We start from the raw sequence: 17,149 nt of genomic DNA, 5'->3' as shown, positions 1-17,149 counted from the left end.
GATGCCTTTTTTTGTTACAGGACGGCGCGGATGCGCCGCGGGCCGGCTATTCGTCGACCCATGAAATACATTCCACAGGACAGGTGGAAATGGCGTCTTCCACACAGTCGGCGCCGGTCTGCGGGTCGATGACTTCTGCACACGAGCCGTCGCTGGACATTCTGAACGCCTCGGGGCAAAGTTCAACGCACGATTCGCAGGCCACACATTCTTCCTGATCGATAACAAGATTTTTAGCCATACAATATACCTCCGGATACTGATAATATGTTAGCTGCCGGAAGACTATCATGGCTGCGGAACGGTGTACACAATCGAGTGCCGTTCGCGCGTGCTGACCGGCAGAGTGATGATGCACGGCTGAAACTGAGGTGCAAATGAGTAACAGTGCAAAGGCCATCAAGGAAAATCTCGCCAGAGCAAAGGCGTATTTCAACAGGCATGATGTGCAGCGGGCCGTTGCCGCCACGGCGGCGGCGCTGCAGGCATGGGTGCAGGCCGGCGAACCGGCGGGCAAGAATGAACTGGTAGGCGCCCTGCGCGAAGTGGTGGCGCTGCTCGGAAGGGCCGACGAGGTCACAGGAGAGCTGGGCGGCCCCCCGGTGTGGCAGCCGGGGCAGGAAAAAAGTCTGCTTATCCAGCTGGCAAAAGTGTTGCGTGCCCTGCAGCATCAGGAACTGGATGAAGATCATCGCAAGATTCTTGAACGCAAGCAGAAACTGGACAGGCTGTTCATATACGGCAGCCGCCTGCTGGAAACCCATAAGCCCAAAGAAGCCGATGAGGCCTTTCAGGAAGCCATGACCTATCATAAAGATGAGGACGTCATATTCCGGATGATGGGCGAACGCATGATGGCCGCATCGCAGCCGGCGCTGGCTTTGCGGTATCTGAAGAGGGCTCTCAAGGCTTCTCCCGAGCGGCAGGTGGTGGAAATGACCATTGATGCCTACAAGCGTTCGGGAAATCACGGTGCGGCTGCCAAGCTGCAGCAGCAGTTCGCTGCGCTGCTTGGCTCCTGATGCCGTGACCGTGGCGGGGCGGAAATACCCGTGCAGTCATGAAGGCAAACCGCACGAGACAGCACTGTCTCATGCGGTTTTTGCTGTTCTGCGGGCTGAAGTGTGCGGCTGTGCGGCAGTGCCGCGCGCAGGGACTACAGCTCGAGAAGCTTGGCGACGCGCTCGGGGTCAAGTGCGTGGCCGGTACGGGTTGCATCCGCATTATGGTGCAGCCCGCCGCCCAGCAGGTTCATGGTCATGCCGTAGGCCTGATCAACATCGTCGGCCGCGGGTACGCTCTGCATGGGCTGCTGCGCTGCCGGTGCCGTGGTGGTGGCGCCGGTCTGTCTGCGGCCGGAAGCCTCTCTGGCTTTTGCCAGCATTTCTTCAATGCGCGAAAGCGATGAACCGAGAGCCTCGTTGCGTGTGGCGGTAATGGACATGCGACACTCCTTGGGAAGGGTTTTCCTGTAGTGCCGCAAGATGCAAAACACGGTCACACTGATAGTTTAAGCAAAAAATACAGAATGTTGTAATTTTGTGCGTCTGCCTGCAGGCAAGCTTTGCCGCCGGTTGTGCCCCTTTATCCCAGCCTGCGGCGCAGGGTGTTGCGGCTGATGCCCAGCCGCCGTGCCGCACTGCTCAGGTTGCCGTTTTCTTCATGCAGCACGGCGGCAACGGCTGCTCGTGTGATGTCTTCCAGTGTTCCATGCAGCAGATCGCGGGAAACCGGAGCAGCGGCCGTGCCGTACGCCGGTGTGTGCGCATTCTCCGCCGTGAGGGCGGCGTGAGGCGTCCACGGAGTTATGTCGGCGCCCAGCGCGGCTTCCTCCGGATACAGAATGGCATACTTTTCCGCATAGTTCTGCAGCTCGCGCACGTTTCCCGGCCAGCCGTGGGCCATGATTTTCCGCTCTGTACCGCGGGGCACCGGCGGCGTGCTGCGGTGCTGTTCCGCGCTGAAGCGTTCCAGAAACATGTTGAACAGCAGCAGGATGTCTTCCGGCCGTTCACGCAGCGGCGGTATGCGGATGTCGAGCACATTGAGGCGGTAGAACAGGTCGGCGCGGAATCTTCCGGCGCTTACCTCCGCCTCCAGCGGGGCGTTTGATGCGGCGATGACACGGACGTTCACCGGTATGACCGCCGTGGAACCCACGCGCATCACTTCATGCTCCTGCAGGGTGCGCAGCAGCCGCGTCTGCAGTTTGGGGCTGGTTGCGTTTACTTCGTCCAGAAACAGGGTGCCGTTGTGCGCCAGTTCAAACATACCGGCTTTGCCGGATTTCAGTGCCCCCGTGAAAGCGCCGCCCGCGTACCCGAAAAGTTCGCTTTCCAGCAGGTCTTCCGGCAGCGCCCCGCAGTTGATGGCCACAAAATTGCCCTGCGCGCGCGGGCTGTGGTTGTGGATACTCTGGGCAAAAAGTTCTTTGCCCGTACCCGTTTCGCCCACAAGCAATATACTGCTCTGCGTTGCGGCAAACTGTTCGGCCCGTGCGATGCACCGGTGCATGGCGGGGCTGCGGTGTACAATGGAGCTGAACGTGTGGCGCGCCGTGGGGGTGTCCGGTTTGGCGCTCTTGCGGAAGCTGTGTTCCAGTTGTTCAATCTGCCGTACGTCATGAAAGGTGCATATGAGCGCATCCATGGCGTCGTCGTGCATGGTGCCGGTGACGGTAACCGCCAGCTTGGACCCGCCCACGGTGACAAGTTCGCGCACGGTTTCGGCGCGTCCTTCGGGAACGGCACGCCAGTCCAGCTGAGGAAAAAGATCGTCCATGGACGTGTCTGTGCAGCCCTGATCAGGCTCCAGCATGGCGCGTACCGCCGCATTGCAGTGCAGCATGCGGCCATCGGGTGAAGCCAGCAGTGCCCCGCCGTCCATGCGGTCCAGCACGGTCTGCAGCCTGCCCGCCATGGTGGCCTGCCGTGTGAGGTATGAGTATGTGGCAACGGCATATTGCAGCGTGTTGGTAACGGAATCCGCACCGTTCTGTACCAGAACCCCTTCCATGCCGTACCGTTCCGCCGTGCGCGCCGCCACAGCGTCCCCTGCGATGGCGGCAATGCCCTGTCTGCGGGCGGCTTCCATTATGTGTCCCATGCCGCCGGGGTGGGCCGTGGCATAAAAGTCGATGGTGAACCCCAGCGCCGCGCTGGCTCCCTTGGCCTTGCGCAGAATGTCACTGTGGCCGACGACGCCGATGCTTTTGCCGCTCCTGAGCAACGGTTCGAGGCACAGGTAAATGTCAAATGCCGAAACCTCCAGCTCGGCCACGGGCAGCGGGCACTGCTCGCGTATGAGCTGGGCTGTCAGCCCGCGGCTGATGAAAAAGTCCACACCTTCGGCCATAAGGTTTCTGGCAATGCGCACTCCGTCTTCCATGCTGCCGGTATGTACCGAAACATCAAGATCCAGTTCCTGACAGATGGACCGGCACAGGGTGGCCAGACTTTCGTACGGGGCTATGAGGGCTATGCTCATGAAGCGGCTCCGGTTATTTTTTGATCAACTGGTCAAAAATGATGCACCATAATTGAACAGATGGCCAGAATTGAAAACATGCCATTCTTTCAACTGTATGATATTTAATGATAAGATTGTTTTGGCACGCTTCGCGCTATAGATTGAGTAAACAAACGCTGCTTCATAAGGAGTACGCCATGACAACATATCAAGCTACTATCAATCACACTGTGAATGTTTCCTCTTCCGCTGATGCTGCCCGCAACAGCAAGCGCGAATCCGGCCGCACCGGCAGGGACGCAGCCCGTCAGGCAGCACCCGCTTTTGCCAGCGCCTTTGACGCCTTCGGCAAGGGCTGGGGCCGGAAGTAATTCTTCATGCATACCGGCTGGTACGCTTCCCCCTCCTTCACCGGTGCGGCTTCCGCAAATCCCGCGCCGTCCGAGTGCCAGCCCGCTCCTCCTTGCGGCTCCCTTTTCACGCTGTAAGAAAAGGGAGCCGTGGTGTTTTTATCCTGCGGCCGGATTGGTCATCCGGCCTTGGTCTTGTAGCCTCCTCCCTTGGAATCCGGCAGCGTTGTGCCGGAACTCCATACAGAAAACGCCCCGACGGTGCAGGTCGGGGCGTTTTTCGTTGTGGTTTGTTATGCGGTTACTGCGGAATGGGGTGATGTGCCGATTCTGACATATCCAGTTCACGCGTGTGGCACACGCCGCAGTTGTTGGCCCCGCCTACGGGTCCTGCCATCTGCTGATACTGCAGGGGCTGTATGTTGTCGCGCTCCATGCCGCCCCATGCGTTGTCGGCCATATACACGGCATGGGTTGCGCCGTGGCATGCCTGGCACATCATGGCTGCCATGTAGTCGTGCCCGTTGCTGAACAGGTCGGCGGACGATGCCGTCCACTGGCCGAAGGCGCTGGGGTCCGGCGGCGGAGACTGCATGAAATCGTGGCAGGTGGAGCAGGGGGGCAGTTGCGTCCATGCCTCGCGGGGGGGAATCTCGGCGGCCGATGCCGCCTGTTGCGGCTTGAGCGGTTCCATCAGTGCGCGCGCGGCGTAGCGTTCCTGCTCGATTTCGTTGCGCAGCAGACCTATGGCGTGGTCTTCCATGTGGCCGTGGCAGTTGGTGCAGGTAAGCCCCATCATGTTGTGGATGCCTCTGAAACTCTGCGTGGCCCCGTCCGGTGCCGAAGGATGGCAGCCGTTGCACGCATCGGCGTCGCGCCCGGTCAGATAGCTGGCGTGCCAGCCGTGAATGGCGGCGGAGAATTCCGGAATGTCGCTGTTGCCGTCGTGGCACGACTGGCAGCGGATGACCTCGCCGGCGGCTGCCTGTGCGGTGAAATCGGTCCCCTGAATTTTGTCGTGTACGGCGAATATGTCATTCTGAGTGGCCTTGCTGATGCCGGACATGTCTTCCACGGCCCACTGGCCGCCGTGGCATCTGTTGCAGGCCACTTCGCCGGAAGCTGCCACCACGGTTTTGGTTACCGCCAGCAGCGCGCCGGTGGCTTCGTCGCGTGCCTCCACTATGTATACCGGATACGGATTGAAGGTGTCCGGCTGCGGATAGGGGGTTACGGCCACATTAAGCGCCTCGTGGGCACGCATGTCATCGTTGGCGGCAAAGGTGCCCTGCGGGCCGTGCCCGTCTTCGGGCCGGTAGGTTATGGTCACACCCGAAGTTATTATCTCCGGTGTGGAGTCGCGGCGCACAAGCTGACACCGCAGGTCGCTGCCGGCGGGAGCAAGATTCAGGGCGCCGTCTTCCACCACGCTGTGCATGCCTCTGGTGCTCCATGCCAGCAGCACATAGGGCGCCGTTTCTCTGTCAAACGAGGGAATGGCGGTCTGCAGGGTGCGTATGGCCGGTGGTGCTGTTTCGTCCGTGCGTCCGTGCAGGCCCGTGACTATATAGGCGGCCAGAGCCCGGCGTTCTTCCACTGTGCCGAGAAATGGCGGCATGTGCAGCCGCAGCTTGCCCTGTCCGTCAAGCTGCGAATCCATGCCGTACACACTGAATTTTTCTGTTTTATCCAGTATGCTCAGCATGGGGCCGGTTATGCCGTGACAGGTCATACACTGCAGTTTGTATATTTCCTTGCCGGCTTCCAGCACGTTATCTTCTGTGATTTCCTTTATATGAGTCCAGCGGGCTGTTTTCAGAATACCCTCGCTGAGCACACGGGGCACATCCTCCACGCGGATGGAACTGGAATAGGTGTGCCCGTACAGCAGGTATGGTCTTCTGCCGGCTTCGCGCACCCATTCAAAAACGCCGATCTGGGCCAGTCCCAGCGCCAGCACCAGCCATACCAGCGGCCGGCGGACAGAAAGCGGTCTGAACCATGCAATGGCAAGACTGAGCACCAGTATGACAATGCCCAGCGGAATGAACGCCTGTACCAGATGCGGAGTCTGGGTGGAACGTTCCATGACCATGGACTGCTGCGGGTCGGGCAGGATGAGCAGATACCAGATGCCCGAAAGCGCGGCAGCGGCAAAAGGCAGTCCAACCCACATGGCGGCGCGCCGCACCATGCGTTCGCGGGTTTCCTCGTGCGGAATGCGTATGGCCGTCACAAAAGCGAACAGCCCTGCAAACATGAGGCACAAGGCAAAACGCAGACTGAGCGAAGGCCAGAAAGATACGTTGAAGAAACCGTCCCAGAAAAGATGTGTCTGCGCCCATTTGCCCGGCGTGAGCATGACAGTGATGATGCCGTTGATGACCACAAGCGACATGAACGCGAAAAAGGCATACACCCAGCCCACCTTGATGTGCGCTTTGCGGGGCATGGAGTCGAAATAATAGTGATAAACCAGAAGCGCGGCGATTTCTCCGAGGAAGAACGCCCATTCCGCCGCCCACCCGAAAGCGAACGAATGTGTGAGCGTGCTGGTGACGGTGGGTGAAAGCACGCTGATGGTGAACCAGATACCGACGCCGGTCAGCCCGCCGGCCACCATGGTGGTAAGCAGAAAGAATCTGGTGTGGCTGCGGACATGGTCCAGAATGTGGTCTGATTTTTCGCGCACGGCTTTCATTTCTGTCAGTACCAGATAAAAGCCGCCGCCTACCGCGAAGTGGGCGATGAAAACATGGACGATGGCGATGATGGCAATAACGAGGCCGCCGCTCAGAAAGGGCGTCCACCAGACTGGATATTCCATTTATCCTTCTCCTTCCGTACCGTTGGCGGTGGCATTGCCGTGCTGTCTGCGGCCGTTGAGAGCCAGCCGCAATACCCAGACCATCAGGGCTCCGGTGAGCAGCAGAGAGCCGAAAAACAGAATCAGCGGGGAATACTGGCCTTCACTGGGAATATCGGCCGCACTGAACCACGGGGCCAGATACAGGGTGCGCAGTACGGAGCGCACACCGACCATCAGCGCCACGGCGCCCGCGGTGAAGGCGATGGTCAGCCGCAGGCGCGAGCGCCATGCGAAATGCAGTGCCGCAAGGCCGCATACCGTGCCTGCCAGCAGCAGCGCCGTGCCCAGCCCGTGGCGTCCCATGAACGCCGTGGTGAGCTGGCGCGGCAGCGAAAACAGAAAAAAAGGTCCCGCCAGCATCTGCGCTGCCGTGCTCCAGAAAAACCAGCGCAGGCCGTCATGTGTGAGCGAGGCCGAAACGTCGGCACTTATGGTGCCTTTATGCGCCGCCCGGCGGGCCAGCAGCGCCAGCGTCAGGCCGCCCACGGCAAGACAGGCCAGCAGAAAGTGCAGAATGCGCGGCCACAGCGTGGGGTCGCCTAGATTAAGCATGCTGCCGTCCTGCTTTTCAAAGTAGCCCACCCAGCGGTCGGGAGACAGCATGAGCGTGACGTTGTTTACCAGCACAAAGCCGGTGAACAGCAGCAGGGCGCATGCCGCAGCGATGAAGACCGTGCCGTTTTTTTTCTTGCGGCGGCTGCCGGAAAAACCGTACAGCAGGTAATAAGCAGCAATGAGGACAAAGATAAGTCCCAGCCAGTACACAGCCATGATGACGGAGCTTGTGTACAGAAAGCCGCCGTACAGCACCTGTGCGAAAAGCAGCGGTGCCACGCCGAAATTGATTGTCAGGGCCAGCAGACTGGGCAGAGCTTTGCCCAGCAGCGTGGGGGCCGGGTCTTGCGGACGGGTTACCGCGCGCACCGTGGCGATGACGGCGGAGCCGACCACGCTGTTCATGAACAGCAGATGAAAACCGAACGTGAGCAGCAGAAATCCTTCGAGCCATGCCCAGTGGACCGGAATGGAATCTGCCGGAGGGATGAGGGCCGCGGGATTCATGGACATTTCCTCCGTTTTGTTGCGGGCGGAACCTGCCCGGTGTGCAGTCCGCAAAAAGTAAGCACAAGCTTACACCGGACAATATATACTTGGGATTGCTTTGTGCAGCAAGGATAGATACGCATTATATTGAGTTTTTGAGAGAAAAAGGTAAGGTGCCCCGCATGCTGAGCAGGATTGTCGAACGTTCCGTCGTGGTGGCTACCACTCCGTGGACAATCTGGCGTGTGCTGACGGATTTTTCTGCATGGCAGCGCTGGAATCCTTTTATGCCTTCCATGCAGGGGACAGCCGAAGCGGGGCAGGATGTGGAAGCGCTGATACGGCTGTGGGGCAACAGTCCCAGCCCTTATATGCTGCGGGTGCAGCAGGCCGACTTCTGCCGCCAGCTGGTGCTGACCGGTTCGTTTCGTATGCCCGGTCTGGCCGATGTGATCCATTGCTTTATCATTGCGCAGCTGGACAGCCATACGTCACGCTTCACCCACGGACTGCGCGTGTCCGGCATTTTTGTGCCGCTGCTGGCAGGTCGTATCGGGCGGGCTGCCGGGCAGGGTATGGAGACCATGAACATTTCACTCAAAGCCGTGGCTCAGGCCCGGCGGTAGCTTGCATATGCCCTCAGTTTTTCTTCTGTTTGATATAGGCAATACCAATGTTAAAATAGGCATTGCAGACCATGACGGCGTGGTTGCCTCGTATGTGCTGCCCACAGACACGCATCAGACAGGCGATTCGCTCGGCCTGCGTCTGGCGGATGTGGTGCGCCATGCGGGATTTGCCCCCGGCGACGTGACAGCCTGTGTGGCCAGTTCCGTGGTTCCCAGTTTCAATCCGCTCATGCGGCAGGCCTGCGGGCGCTACTTTGACCGCCGGCTGCTGCTGGCGCCGGAGGACATAGCCATTCCGCTGGAAAACCGCTACGAGCGCCCGCAGGAAGTGGGAGCGGACCGGCTGGTGGCAGCCTTTGCCGCACGGCGGCTGTGGCCTGCGCCGCGGTCCATTGTTTCGGTTGATTACGGCACGGCAACGACGTTTGACTGTGTGCAGGGCGAAGCGTATCTTGGGGGGCTGATATGCCCCGGAGTGCACTCCGCGGCAGGAGCACTGGCAGCGGGCACCGCACGCCTGCCCCGCATCAGTCTTGATGTGCGCGAAGATTTGCCGGTGGTGGGACGCAGCACCAGCATGAGCCTCAACCACGGGTTTGTTTTCGGGTTTGCCTCCATGACCGAAGGTCTGTGTCACAGACTTTCCGCCGTGCTTGAGGCGCCCATGCAGGTGGTGGCCACGGGCGGTTTTGCCTCTGCCATCGCCCGCGTAAGTAATTGTTTCGATCATGTCAGGCCCGACCTTTTGCTGGAAGGCCTGAGAATTCTCTACATGGAAAGCGGAATAAAGGGCTGATGCCTTTGCCGCAACCGCCCCAACAGGCGTAGCGGAGCAGTATTGACGCTCCGCCAAGCTCAAGGAGAACAGCAGTATGAGCACCATCGTTTCCGTCTGGGCCAGAGAAATCCTCGATTCCCGCGGCAATCCCACTGTGGAAGTGGAAGTTTCGCTTGAATCCGGCCATTCCGGCCGCGCCGCCGTGCCTTCCGGCGCTTCCACCGGCAGCCGCGAGGCTCTGGAACTGCGTGACGGCGACAAGGGCCGTTACCTTGGCAAAGGCGTGGAAAAAGCCGTGGACAACGTGATGGGCGAAATAGCCGAGAACATCGTCGGCATGGACGCTCTGCGTCAGGTCGCCGTGGACAACGCGCTGATCGACCTTGACGGTACCGACAACAAGGACCGGCTGGGTGCCAACGCCATGCTGGGCGTATCGCTGGCCACCGCCCGCGCCGCGGCCAACTTCATCGGCATGCCCCTGTATCAGTACCTCGGCGGCATCAATTCCAAAGTACTGCCCGTGCCCATGATGAACATCATCAACGGCGGCGAGCATGCCCCCAACAACCTTGATATTCAGGAATTCATGATCATGCCCGTGGGAGCGCCCACCTTCAGTGAAGCGCTGCGCATGGGGGCTGAAATTTTCCACAACCTCAAGGCGCTGCTGGCTGCCGACGGTCACGTGACCAGCGTGGGCGACGAAGGCGGCTTTGCTCCCAACCTGAAAAGCCACGACGAGGCTTTCCGGTACATCATGCGCGCCATCGAGACCGCAGGCTATATTCCCGGGTCGGAAGTGGCCCTGGCCATCGACGCCGCGGCTTCCGAATTTTACAAGGACGGCAAGTATCACCTCAAGGGCGAGAACAAAGTGCTCTCCTCTTCCGAGATGATTGACTGGCTTATGGATTTCACCCAGCGTTACCCGCTTATTTCCATCGAAGACGGCATGGCCGAAGGTGACTGGGAAGGCTGGCAGGAAATGACCGTCAAAATGGGTGACAGCGTGCAGATTGTGGGTGACGACGTTTTCGTGACCAACCCCGACATTCTGGCTCAGGGCATCGATGAGGGCGTGGCCAACTCCATTCTTATCAAGCTGAACCAGATAGGTACCCTCACCGAGACGCTGGACACCGTGGAAATGGCCAAGGGTGCCGGTTATACCACGGTTATTTCGCACCGTTCCGGAGAAACAGAAGACCATTTTATCGCCGACCTTGCCGTGGCACTGAACGCAGGGCAGATCAAGACCGGCTCGCTGTGCCGCAGCGACCGTCTGGCCAAATACAACCAGCTGCTGCGCATCGAGGAAGATCTGGATGACGAGGGCATCTACTTCGGCCCTTACATGGCTTCGCATTTCGGGCTGGGCGAAGAGTAAACCGCGTTGCTTGCATCCTGCCGCGGTTGGCTGTATGTAGCCGCCACGGAACCCGCCCGCGGGTGAGGATGCAAACAATGTCATACAGGGATTTCACATATCCGGCGCATCGCGCCTTTGCGAACCCTGAATACGTGCGACCTGTCACCGGCCGGAGCTGTCTGCTCCGGCCGGTTTTTTTGTTGCGCCGGTCTGGCGGCGCGCGACAGGCTGCATAACCATACTATGTGCTGCATACACTGCAAGGAGTACGCCCATGATTCTGCTGGACGGTAAAGCCACCGCCGCGGCTTTGCGCGAAGAATTGAAAAAGGATGTGGACGCCCTGAAAGACCGCGCCGGAAGAGCGCCCGGGCTGGCTGTTATTCTGGTGGGCGACGACCCCGCATCGCAGGTGTACGTGCGCAACAAAGAACGTGCCTGCGCCGACGCCGGAATCCGTTCCGAAGCGTTCCGCATCTCTGCACAGACCACGCAGCAGGAGCTTGAGGAACGCATTGCCGCCCTCAACGCCCGTGAAGACATAGACGGCATTCTGCTGCAGCTGCCTCTGCCCGCCGGACTGGACAGCCAGCGCTGTCTTGAACTTATCGATCCCGCCAAGGATGTGGACGGCTTTCATCCTGTCAACATGGGCAAACTGACGCTGGGGCTTCCCGGCTTCCGGCCCTGTACGCCGGCAGGCGTGATGACACTGCTGGAACGCTACAACCTGTCGCCGGCGGGCAAAAAAGCCGTTGTGCTCGGCCGCTCGAATATTGTGGGCAAGCCTTTGGCGCTCATGCTGGGTGCTTCGGGTCCTTTTGCCAATGCCACTGTCACTGTGTGTCATTCGCGCACTCCCGACCTTGCGCAGCAGTGCCGCGAAGCGGATTTTCTGTTTGTGGCCATCGGCAGGGCCAACTTTGTCACCGCAGACATGGTGAAACCCGGTGCCGTGGTGGTGGACGTGGGCATCAACCGGACGGAAAACGGCCTTGCGGGAGATGTTGATTTCGGCCCTGTAAGCAAGGTGGCCTCTGCCATTACGCCTGTGCCGGGCGGAATAGGCCCCATGACCATCGCGCAGCTGCTGGTGAATACCGTGGCTTCGTGGAAGAAACGCTGCGGCGTGTAACTGCGGGGTAACCGCATGCCGTCCGCCGTTGTCTCTGCCCCGGCTGCAGGAACACCGCCGTGGGGGCTGCCTTTCGCCGCGCATGGCGGACGGCCGCGCGGCTGCCGCTGCATACATAACTGCCCGTAACACAACAAACAGGCTGCACATGGTGCGGCCTGTTTTATTTTCTGCGGGTAAAGGCTGCTGCGCCCGTGTTGCCTGTGTCTGTGCTGCCTGCGCCCGTGTTGCCTGCGTACGGGGTGCGTATGCCGCTGGCGGGAGCATACATTCCGGCAGGCAACTTTTTCCTGCGGTGTTGCGGCGCAGTGATTTGCAGCGGCGGGCAGCGGCAGCTTGCGGACACCGCCGTGCGGGCGGCAGCGAGGTAAGCGCCCCGCATGGCCGCATATCTGGCACGGTCCATGCTTACTGCAACGCGGGGCATATTTTGCCCTGTGACCAAGCCCCGCGTGACCAACGGGCAGGAGACCGCGTATGACCATTGCATCGCTGTATATCGGAGCCACCGGCATGAAAACCCACAGTCAGGGTATGCAGGTGATCGGTAACAATCTGGCGAACATCAATACGGTCGGGTTCAAGCAGTCCATGATGCTGTATCAGGACCTGACGAGTCTGGATGTGACCACCGGGGGCAACAATCCCACGGTGGGCATGTCGCAGCAGGGTATGGGTGCCTCTGTGGCGGAGGTGCGCGTTCTGCACACTGCGGGCGGCTTTGAACCCAGCAATACCGTGACTGACCTTGCCATTTCAGGGAAAGGATTCTTTCAGGTGGCGCAGGGCGACAAAACGCATTACACGCGGGCCGGGAATTTCCGTTTTGATCTGGAAGGGTACCTTGTGGACCCCAGCGGTTACCGTCTGCAGGCCAAACCCATTGAAAATGGTGTGGCGGGCGGGCTTCAGGATTTGCAGCTGGTGGCGGGGGAAAACGGTAACATGGTGCTGCCCCCCAGTGCCACGACATCGTTGTCCATCATTTCCAATATCGGGGTTACCTCCGACAGCAGTGCAAGCGCCACGGATCCGTATTTTTCGCTGCTGCAGCAATGGAACGGCACGGCGGAACCCCCGCTGGGCGACGGAGCATACGGGCACAGCGACAGCATAGCAGTATACGACGCCGCCGGAAACAAACACGAGGTGTCGGTGTATTACGATGGTGCGCCGGACGGTCCCGACGGACAGCGCATTGTGGAATATGTCATGGCCATGCCGCCTTCGGAAGACGGAGGCGCAGGGGCTGGAACATCCGCCGCCGGGCTGCTGATGGCGGGTACGCTCACGTTCAACGCCAACGGCGAACTGATCAATATGACAGCCTATACCCCTTCAGGGGATGCTTCGCAGCTTTCCAGCTGGCAGCCGGCAGCCATGGGCGCGGACGGCTATCCTTCGTTTACGGCCACCTTTGCAGGGTCGGGCGGAGGGGCTCAGGTAATGACCGCGGGATTCGGCATGACAGGCACAGGCTGGACAGGCGGCGGCAGCGCCGCTTCCGTGGGCAGCAATGCCTCGCAGCTGCCCGGGCTTGCAGGCGCGGCCCGTCAGGCGCGGGTGACCACGGGGTACGAAGGGTCTTCCTCCAACCTGCACCGCACACAAAACGGGTACGCGCAGGGCGGTCTCATGTCGCTTGCCATTGACAGCGAAGGGGTTATGAGCGGCAAATTCAGCAACGGGCAGGTTGTTGATTTATATCAGATTCCGCTGTTCCGCTTTACCAGCGAATTCGGCCTGCGGCGTGAAGGCGGCAATCATTTTTCGGCCACCAGAGAATCAGGTGAAGCGCAGGAAGGAACGGCAAAGACAGAAAATTTCGGTTCCGTGGCGGCATCAACTCTTGAAATGTCCAATGTGGATGCATCGCGCGAGTTTGTTAATATGATTATCACGCAACGCGGATTTCAGTCGCAGAGTAAAGTTGTGACAACTGCAGACACCATGCTGCAGAAAGCACTGGAACTGAAGCGCTGATACGGTTCTCAGTAACGTTTCCTGAAATATAAAGGATGAGCAGATGCTCATCCTTTTTTTTATAATCTGTGTTGTACAAAACAATAATTATGTGTTTGGATGGTGCGTAATCAGTGCAGGTGTTGAAGACGCCGTAACATCAGGCCACCAGATCGGGCAACGGGAGGCTGTATGCGGAGGTTTCTGAAACCGCTATTTCTGGTTTCGCTGGGCGTGCTGGTAGGATTTCCTGTTTTCAGCATGACCTACTATACCATGGTGCGCACATCGACGCCGGAATTCTGTGCATCATGCCACGAAATAGTACCGGCGTACCAGTCGTGGAAAACTTCCACTCATGTGAACAATGCGCAGGGCGTAGTGGCGGACTGTATGGACTGTCACCTGCCTGCCCCTCATCAGACCGTCGACTTCTTTTTTTCCAAAACCTACCACGGCATCAAGGACGTTGTGGCACATGTGCTTCACGGTTCAGAAGCGTATGACCGCGAAAAGAACCGTCAGGCCGCCTATGACAGTTTCACCAACGACCAGTGCCAGAAGTGCCATCGCAATATCCTGTACATGCCGCACAACCGCGGAGCCATGATGGCTCACCGCACAGTGCTGTACGACCGTTCGGGCCGTACACGCAAGTGTGTGGACTGCCACCGCGACCTTGTGCATGTGGACAGGCCTCAATACCGGTACAAGCAGTTTGCCGCCCCGTATCGGGCGTCGGGGCTGGCGGATATCTGACAACGGCCGCCGGTCCGGAAAAGGTGCGGTGCGGCGCGTTCCGTCGGGTGACGGTGCGTCCGGTGCCGTCGGGTGAATCAACGTGAAGGAGGCAAAGGAATGAAACGGACGTGGCTTTTATGGTTGTGTGCCGCCATGCTGCTGCCCGCGACGGCGCAGGCGGCGGAATCGGTGAAAAATTATCCGAAAATGAAAGAGTTCCGCATCGAGCGGGCCATGCCTGATCAGGCCGTGGCCTGTATTGAATGCCATAGAAAGGAAACTCCCGGCCTGTTTGCCGACTGGGCGGCCAGCAGACATGCTTCGGCCAATATCACCTGTCTGGACTGCCATCAGGCGGATGAACGTGATGCCGATGTAAGCGTTGACCACTACCAGTACTACGAACGCGGCGACATGCCCTACGGGACAAAAGAATACAGAATTCCCGTGGCGGCCGTGGTCACACCCAAAGACTGCTCGCGCTGTCATCCTGACGAAACGGAGCAGTACGCGCGCTCCAAGCATGCCAACACCATAGAGATCATGTGGAAAATTGACCCGTGGCTGAACATGGGCATGAATTCCGACAACGAGCGCAAGACCGGTTGCTATTACTGTCACGGCACCGTGCTGAAGGTGAAGGACGGCAAGCTGGACCCGGCCACATGGCCCAACGTGGGCGTGGGGCGTGTGAATCTGGACGGCAGTCTGGGCGCATGCACAAGCTGCCATACCCGTCACCGCTTCTCCGTAATGGAAGCCCGCAAGCCTGAAACCTGCGGCCAGTGCCATCTGGGACCGGATCATCCGCAGATAGAAATTTATTTTGAATCCAAGCACGGCGACATATACAAGGCCTTCGGCCATGAATACAACTACGACGCCGCGCCCGGCACATGGACCCCCGGCGTTGACTACCGCGCGCCCACCTGCGCCTCGTGCCATATGTCCGGCGCGGGCGGCACCATGACCACACACGATGTGACGGAACGGCTGTCGTGGGAAACACAGGCCCCGCTTACCGTGCGTCCCAGCGAATTCAAGGCGTTTCCGGCCAAAACAGACTGGCGTGTGGAGCGCGACAAGATGAAGGATATCTGCCTGCAGTGCCACGGCAAGGCCTGGGTGGACGGTTTTTATGCCGACTTTGACAAGGCGGTGGAAGAATACAACGAGGTATACTACAAGCCTGCCAAAGCCCGCATGGACGAACTGTACGAAAAAGGCCTGCTGGACAGCAGCCGTATCTTTGACGAAAAGCTTGAGGTGGAATTCTACGAGCTGTGGCACCACGAAGGGCGCAGAGCGCGCATGGGCGCCATGATGATGGCCCCGGACTATGCATGGTGGCATGGTTTCTATGAGTGCAAGCACCGGTTCAACGAGCTGATGCACGAATCGGATCTGCTGCTCAAGGAAAACAGAAAGGCTCACAGATACGAGAACTTCCCCAACGCCACGGGCAACACCACCCGCCCGCCGGAGATTTTCGGCAAAAAATAGCGGGTACAGTGCAGACGGCAAAATACAGGGAGAAGGCTTCAGGCCTTCTCCCTTTTTGTGAGCATCTCAGCGTGTGCCGGCAGCGGTATATGCCGGACAGCAGCGTGCATTTTTGTCCGCGGGTGTGCATTTTTCCGGCTCAGTGCGTGCAAAGTTTCCACAGCGCAGCTGTTTTGTGCCCGCCTGTGACCGGCCTGTGTCAGCGGTGCACTGCCCGCGGTGACAGAACGCGGAAAGCACTAAACGGTGTTTTGCCGTCCGGTATCCTGCTGTCCGCTGTCCGAGGCGGAACCTGTCTGGCTGAGCACCACACCGGCCAGCACCAGCGCAGCGGCAACATACTGCTGGGGGGTGAATACCTCGTCCAGAAATACCTGCCCCATAAGCAGCGTGAGTACCGGTATGAGATTGATAAATGCCGAAGCCTGTCCCGCGGGCATCTTGGAAACGCCGTAGTTGTAAAAACCGTATGCCACCAGCGAAATGGCCACACCGAGATATACCACGGCAAGGGCCGGCAGCAGGGGGATGGTCTCCGGCAGGGCGGTGCCGGGACGAAAAGCCAGCGGCATGAAGAACACCATGCCGGTGAAAGCCTGCACCGCGGTGATGAACAGCGGAGGATAGTGACTGGAAAGACGTTTGGCCGTCACTACATACCCCGTGGCGCTGGCCATGGCCAGACACTCCAGAATGTTGCCCAACAGGGGATTGGATGCGTGTTCTGTAGCTTCTCCGGCCAGTGTGAGCCATACAACGCCGCACAGTGCCACGGCAAAACCGGCCCATACCTGACGCGAAAGACGTTCACGCAGAAAAATGAAGGCAGCCATAGCCACAAAGAGCGGCATGGTGGAAACCACCATGCCCGCCTGCGATGCCGATGTGTAGCGCAGCGCGTATGCTTCGAACACAAAATAGGCACAGGGCTCGCAAAGCGACATGAACAGCAGCGGTTTCCAGTCGCCTTTGCGGTAAGTGACCCGTCGCAAAGACCGCCAGCAGCAGGCAAAACACAACGATGCCGCCGTCATTCGACCGAACATGACCAGCATGGGGTCCAGTTCCATAACGGCCACTTTCATGGCGATGAACGAGCTGCTCCACAGCAGCATGGTTACCAGCAGCGCCAGAACGGGCAGCATGCGGGCTTGAGACGGGGTCATGGCAAATCCTCCGGCGTAATGGCAATGATGTAGCGTGCCCCTGTACCGTTGTCCATGAAGATAGTGGTACTAAATAGAAATACGCAAAAAAGAGTGTGGCGGAAGGCTGTTGGTTGCCGGCAGGCCGGGACC

The 17,149-nt window shown here is 59.3% G+C and carries 15 protein-coding genes; 9 read left to right on the top strand and 6 right to left on the bottom strand.

All coding sequences use genetic code 11. From position 1 onward, the window contains the following. Positions 1–46: 46 nt before the first annotated feature. Complete coding sequence (locus H586_RS0115625; RefSeq protein WP_011366433.1) at positions 47–241, bottom strand: ferredoxin; 195 nt, start codon at positions 239–241, stop codon at positions 47–49. A gap of 136 nt (positions 242–377) precedes the next feature. On the opposite strand from H586_RS0115625, the gene H586_RS19560 reads away from it, so the two are divergent. After that, positions 378–1,022, top strand: coding sequence for a tetratricopeptide repeat protein (locus H586_RS19560; protein ID WP_011366434.1), 645 nt, complete (start codon positions 378–380; stop codon positions 1,020–1,022). 134 nt (positions 1,023–1,156) lie between these two features. On the opposite strand, the gene H586_RS0115615 is transcribed toward H586_RS19560, so the two are convergent. After that, positions 1,157–1,444 carry a hypothetical protein gene (locus tag H586_RS0115615; protein ID WP_011366435.1) on the bottom strand — a complete coding sequence of 96 codons (288 nt, stop codon included), beginning with the start codon at positions 1,442–1,444 and terminating at the stop codon, positions 1,157–1,159. Between the two features lie 140 nt (positions 1,445–1,584). Further along, on the bottom strand, positions 1,585–3,486 hold the full coding sequence (locus H586_RS19555) for a sigma-54-dependent Fis family transcriptional regulator (protein ID WP_051364065.1): 1,902 nt from the start codon (positions 3,484–3,486) through the stop codon (positions 1,585–1,587). Positions 3,487–3,665: 179 nt separating this feature from the next. On the opposite strand from H586_RS19555, the gene H586_RS20750 reads away from it, so the two are divergent. Beyond that, positions 3,666–3,839: a hypothetical protein gene (locus tag H586_RS20750; RefSeq protein ID WP_011366437.1), complete on the top strand. Its 174-nt coding sequence runs from the start codon at positions 3,666–3,668 to the stop codon at positions 3,837–3,839. Between the two features lie 280 nt (positions 3,840–4,119). Here H586_RS20750 and H586_RS0115600 read toward each other — a convergent pair whose 3' ends face one another. Together H586_RS0115600 and H586_RS19550 are read right to left on the bottom strand one after the other, a co-directional pair. After that, a complete protein-coding gene (locus H586_RS0115600; protein ID WP_027182499.1) occupies positions 4,120–6,645 on the bottom strand; it encodes a cytochrome ubiquinol oxidase subunit I in 2,526 nt (841 codons plus the stop codon). Beyond that, the gene (locus H586_RS19550; protein ID WP_011366439.1) at positions 6,646–7,749 is read right to left on the bottom strand and encodes a hypothetical protein; all 1,104 of its coding nucleotides are present in this window, start codon (positions 7,747–7,749) and stop codon (positions 6,646–6,648) included. It abuts the gene before it with no gap. A gap of 164 nt (positions 7,750–7,913) precedes the next feature. Here H586_RS19550 and H586_RS0115590 point away from each other — a divergent pair, with 164 nt between their 5' ends. The 7 genes from H586_RS0115590 (at position 7,914) to H586_RS0115550 (ending at position 15,851) form a co-directional block, all read left to right on the top strand. Further along, entirely contained in the window at positions 7,914–8,357 is a 444-nt protein-coding gene (locus H586_RS0115590; RefSeq protein WP_027182498.1) for an SRPBCC domain-containing protein, read from the top strand. A 7-nt stretch (positions 8,358–8,364) separates the two neighbouring features. Next, on the top strand, positions 8,365–9,156 hold the full coding sequence (locus H586_RS0115585; protein WP_011366441.1) for a type III pantothenate kinase: 792 nt from the start codon (positions 8,365–8,367) through the stop codon (positions 9,154–9,156). A 76-nt stretch (positions 9,157–9,232) separates the two neighbouring features. Then, on the top strand, positions 9,233–10,528 hold the full coding sequence (eno, locus tag H586_RS0115580; RefSeq protein ID WP_011366442.1) for a phosphopyruvate hydratase: 1,296 nt from the start codon (positions 9,233–9,235) through the stop codon (positions 10,526–10,528). A 256-nt stretch (positions 10,529–10,784) separates the two neighbouring features. Beyond that, the gene (folD, locus tag H586_RS0115570) at positions 10,785–11,645 is read left to right on the top strand and encodes a bifunctional methylenetetrahydrofolate dehydrogenase/methenyltetrahydrofolate cyclohydrolase FolD (RefSeq protein ID WP_027182497.1); all 861 of its coding nucleotides are present in this window, start codon (positions 10,785–10,787) and stop codon (positions 11,643–11,645) included. Positions 11,646–12,122: 477 nt separating this feature from the next. Continuing rightward, positions 12,123–13,628, top strand: a complete 1,506-nt coding sequence (locus H586_RS0115560; protein WP_027182495.1) for a flagellar hook protein FlgE — start codon at positions 12,123–12,125, stop codon at positions 13,626–13,628. A gap of 171 nt (positions 13,629–13,799) precedes the next feature. Further along, positions 13,800–14,366, top strand: a complete 567-nt coding sequence (locus H586_RS0115555) for a NapC/NirT family cytochrome c (RefSeq protein ID WP_011366445.1) — start codon at positions 13,800–13,802, stop codon at positions 14,364–14,366. Positions 14,367–14,465: 99 nt separating this feature from the next. After that, positions 14,466–15,851, top strand: a complete 1,386-nt coding sequence (locus H586_RS0115550) for a multiheme c-type cytochrome (protein ID WP_011366446.1) — start codon at positions 14,466–14,468, stop codon at positions 15,849–15,851. Positions 15,852–16,090: 239 nt separating this feature from the next. On the opposite strand, the gene H586_RS0115540 is transcribed toward H586_RS0115550, so the two are convergent. Continuing rightward, positions 16,091–17,017 carry a DMT family transporter gene (locus tag H586_RS0115540; protein ID WP_027182494.1) on the bottom strand — a complete coding sequence of 309 codons (927 nt, stop codon included), beginning with the start codon at positions 17,015–17,017 and terminating at the stop codon, positions 16,091–16,093. Positions 17,018–17,149 lie beyond the last annotated feature (132 nt).

The organism is Oleidesulfovibrio alaskensis DSM 16109 (assembly GCF_000482745.1).
GTDB lineage: Bacteria > Desulfobacterota > Desulfovibrionia > Desulfovibrionales > Desulfovibrionaceae > Oleidesulfovibrio > Oleidesulfovibrio alaskensis.
Note: the sequence above shows the minus strand (reverse complement) of the source record. Positions and strands in the feature narration are given on the sequence as shown.

Coding starts and splice junctions, on each gene's coding strand:
- H586_RS0115615 (WP_011366435.1), bottom strand. CDS start 1,444: ATGTCCATTACCGCCACACGCAACGAGGCTCTCGGTTCATCGCTTTCG.
- H586_RS0115600 (WP_027182499.1), bottom strand. CDS start 6,645: ATGGAATATCCAGTCTGGTGGACGCCCTTTCTGAGCGGCGGCCTCGTT.
- H586_RS20750 (WP_011366437.1), top strand. CDS start 3,666: ATGACAACATATCAAGCTACTATCAATCACACTGTGAATGTTTCCTCT.
- eno (WP_011366442.1), top strand. CDS start 9,233: ATGAGCACCATCGTTTCCGTCTGGGCCAGAGAAATCCTCGATTCCCGC.
- H586_RS19560 (WP_011366434.1), top strand. CDS start 378: ATGAGTAACAGTGCAAAGGCCATCAAGGAAAATCTCGCCAGAGCAAAG.
- folD (WP_027182497.1), top strand. CDS start 10,785: ATGATTCTGCTGGACGGTAAAGCCACCGCCGCGGCTTTGCGCGAAGAA.
- H586_RS0115560 (WP_027182495.1), top strand. CDS start 12,123: ATGACCATTGCATCGCTGTATATCGGAGCCACCGGCATGAAAACCCAC.
- H586_RS19555 (WP_051364065.1), bottom strand. CDS start 3,486: ATGAGCATAGCCCTCATAGCCCCGTACGAAAGTCTGGCCACCCTGTGC.
- H586_RS0115625 (WP_011366433.1), bottom strand. CDS start 241: ATGGCTAAAAATCTTGTTATCGATCAGGAAGAATGTGTGGCCTGCGAA.
- H586_RS0115550 (WP_011366446.1), top strand. CDS start 14,466: ATGAAACGGACGTGGCTTTTATGGTTGTGTGCCGCCATGCTGCTGCCC.
- H586_RS19550 (WP_011366439.1), bottom strand. CDS start 7,749: ATGAATCCCGCGGCCCTCATCCCTCCGGCAGATTCCATTCCGGTCCAC.
- H586_RS0115540 (WP_027182494.1), bottom strand. CDS start 17,017: ATGACCCCGTCTCAAGCCCGCATGCTGCCCGTTCTGGCGCTGCTGGTA.
- H586_RS0115590 (WP_027182498.1), top strand. CDS start 7,914: ATGCTGAGCAGGATTGTCGAACGTTCCGTCGTGGTGGCTACCACTCCG.
- H586_RS0115555 (WP_011366445.1), top strand. CDS start 13,800: ATGCGGAGGTTTCTGAAACCGCTATTTCTGGTTTCGCTGGGCGTGCTG.
- H586_RS0115585 (WP_011366441.1), top strand. CDS start 8,365: ATGCCCTCAGTTTTTCTTCTGTTTGATATAGGCAATACCAATGTTAAA.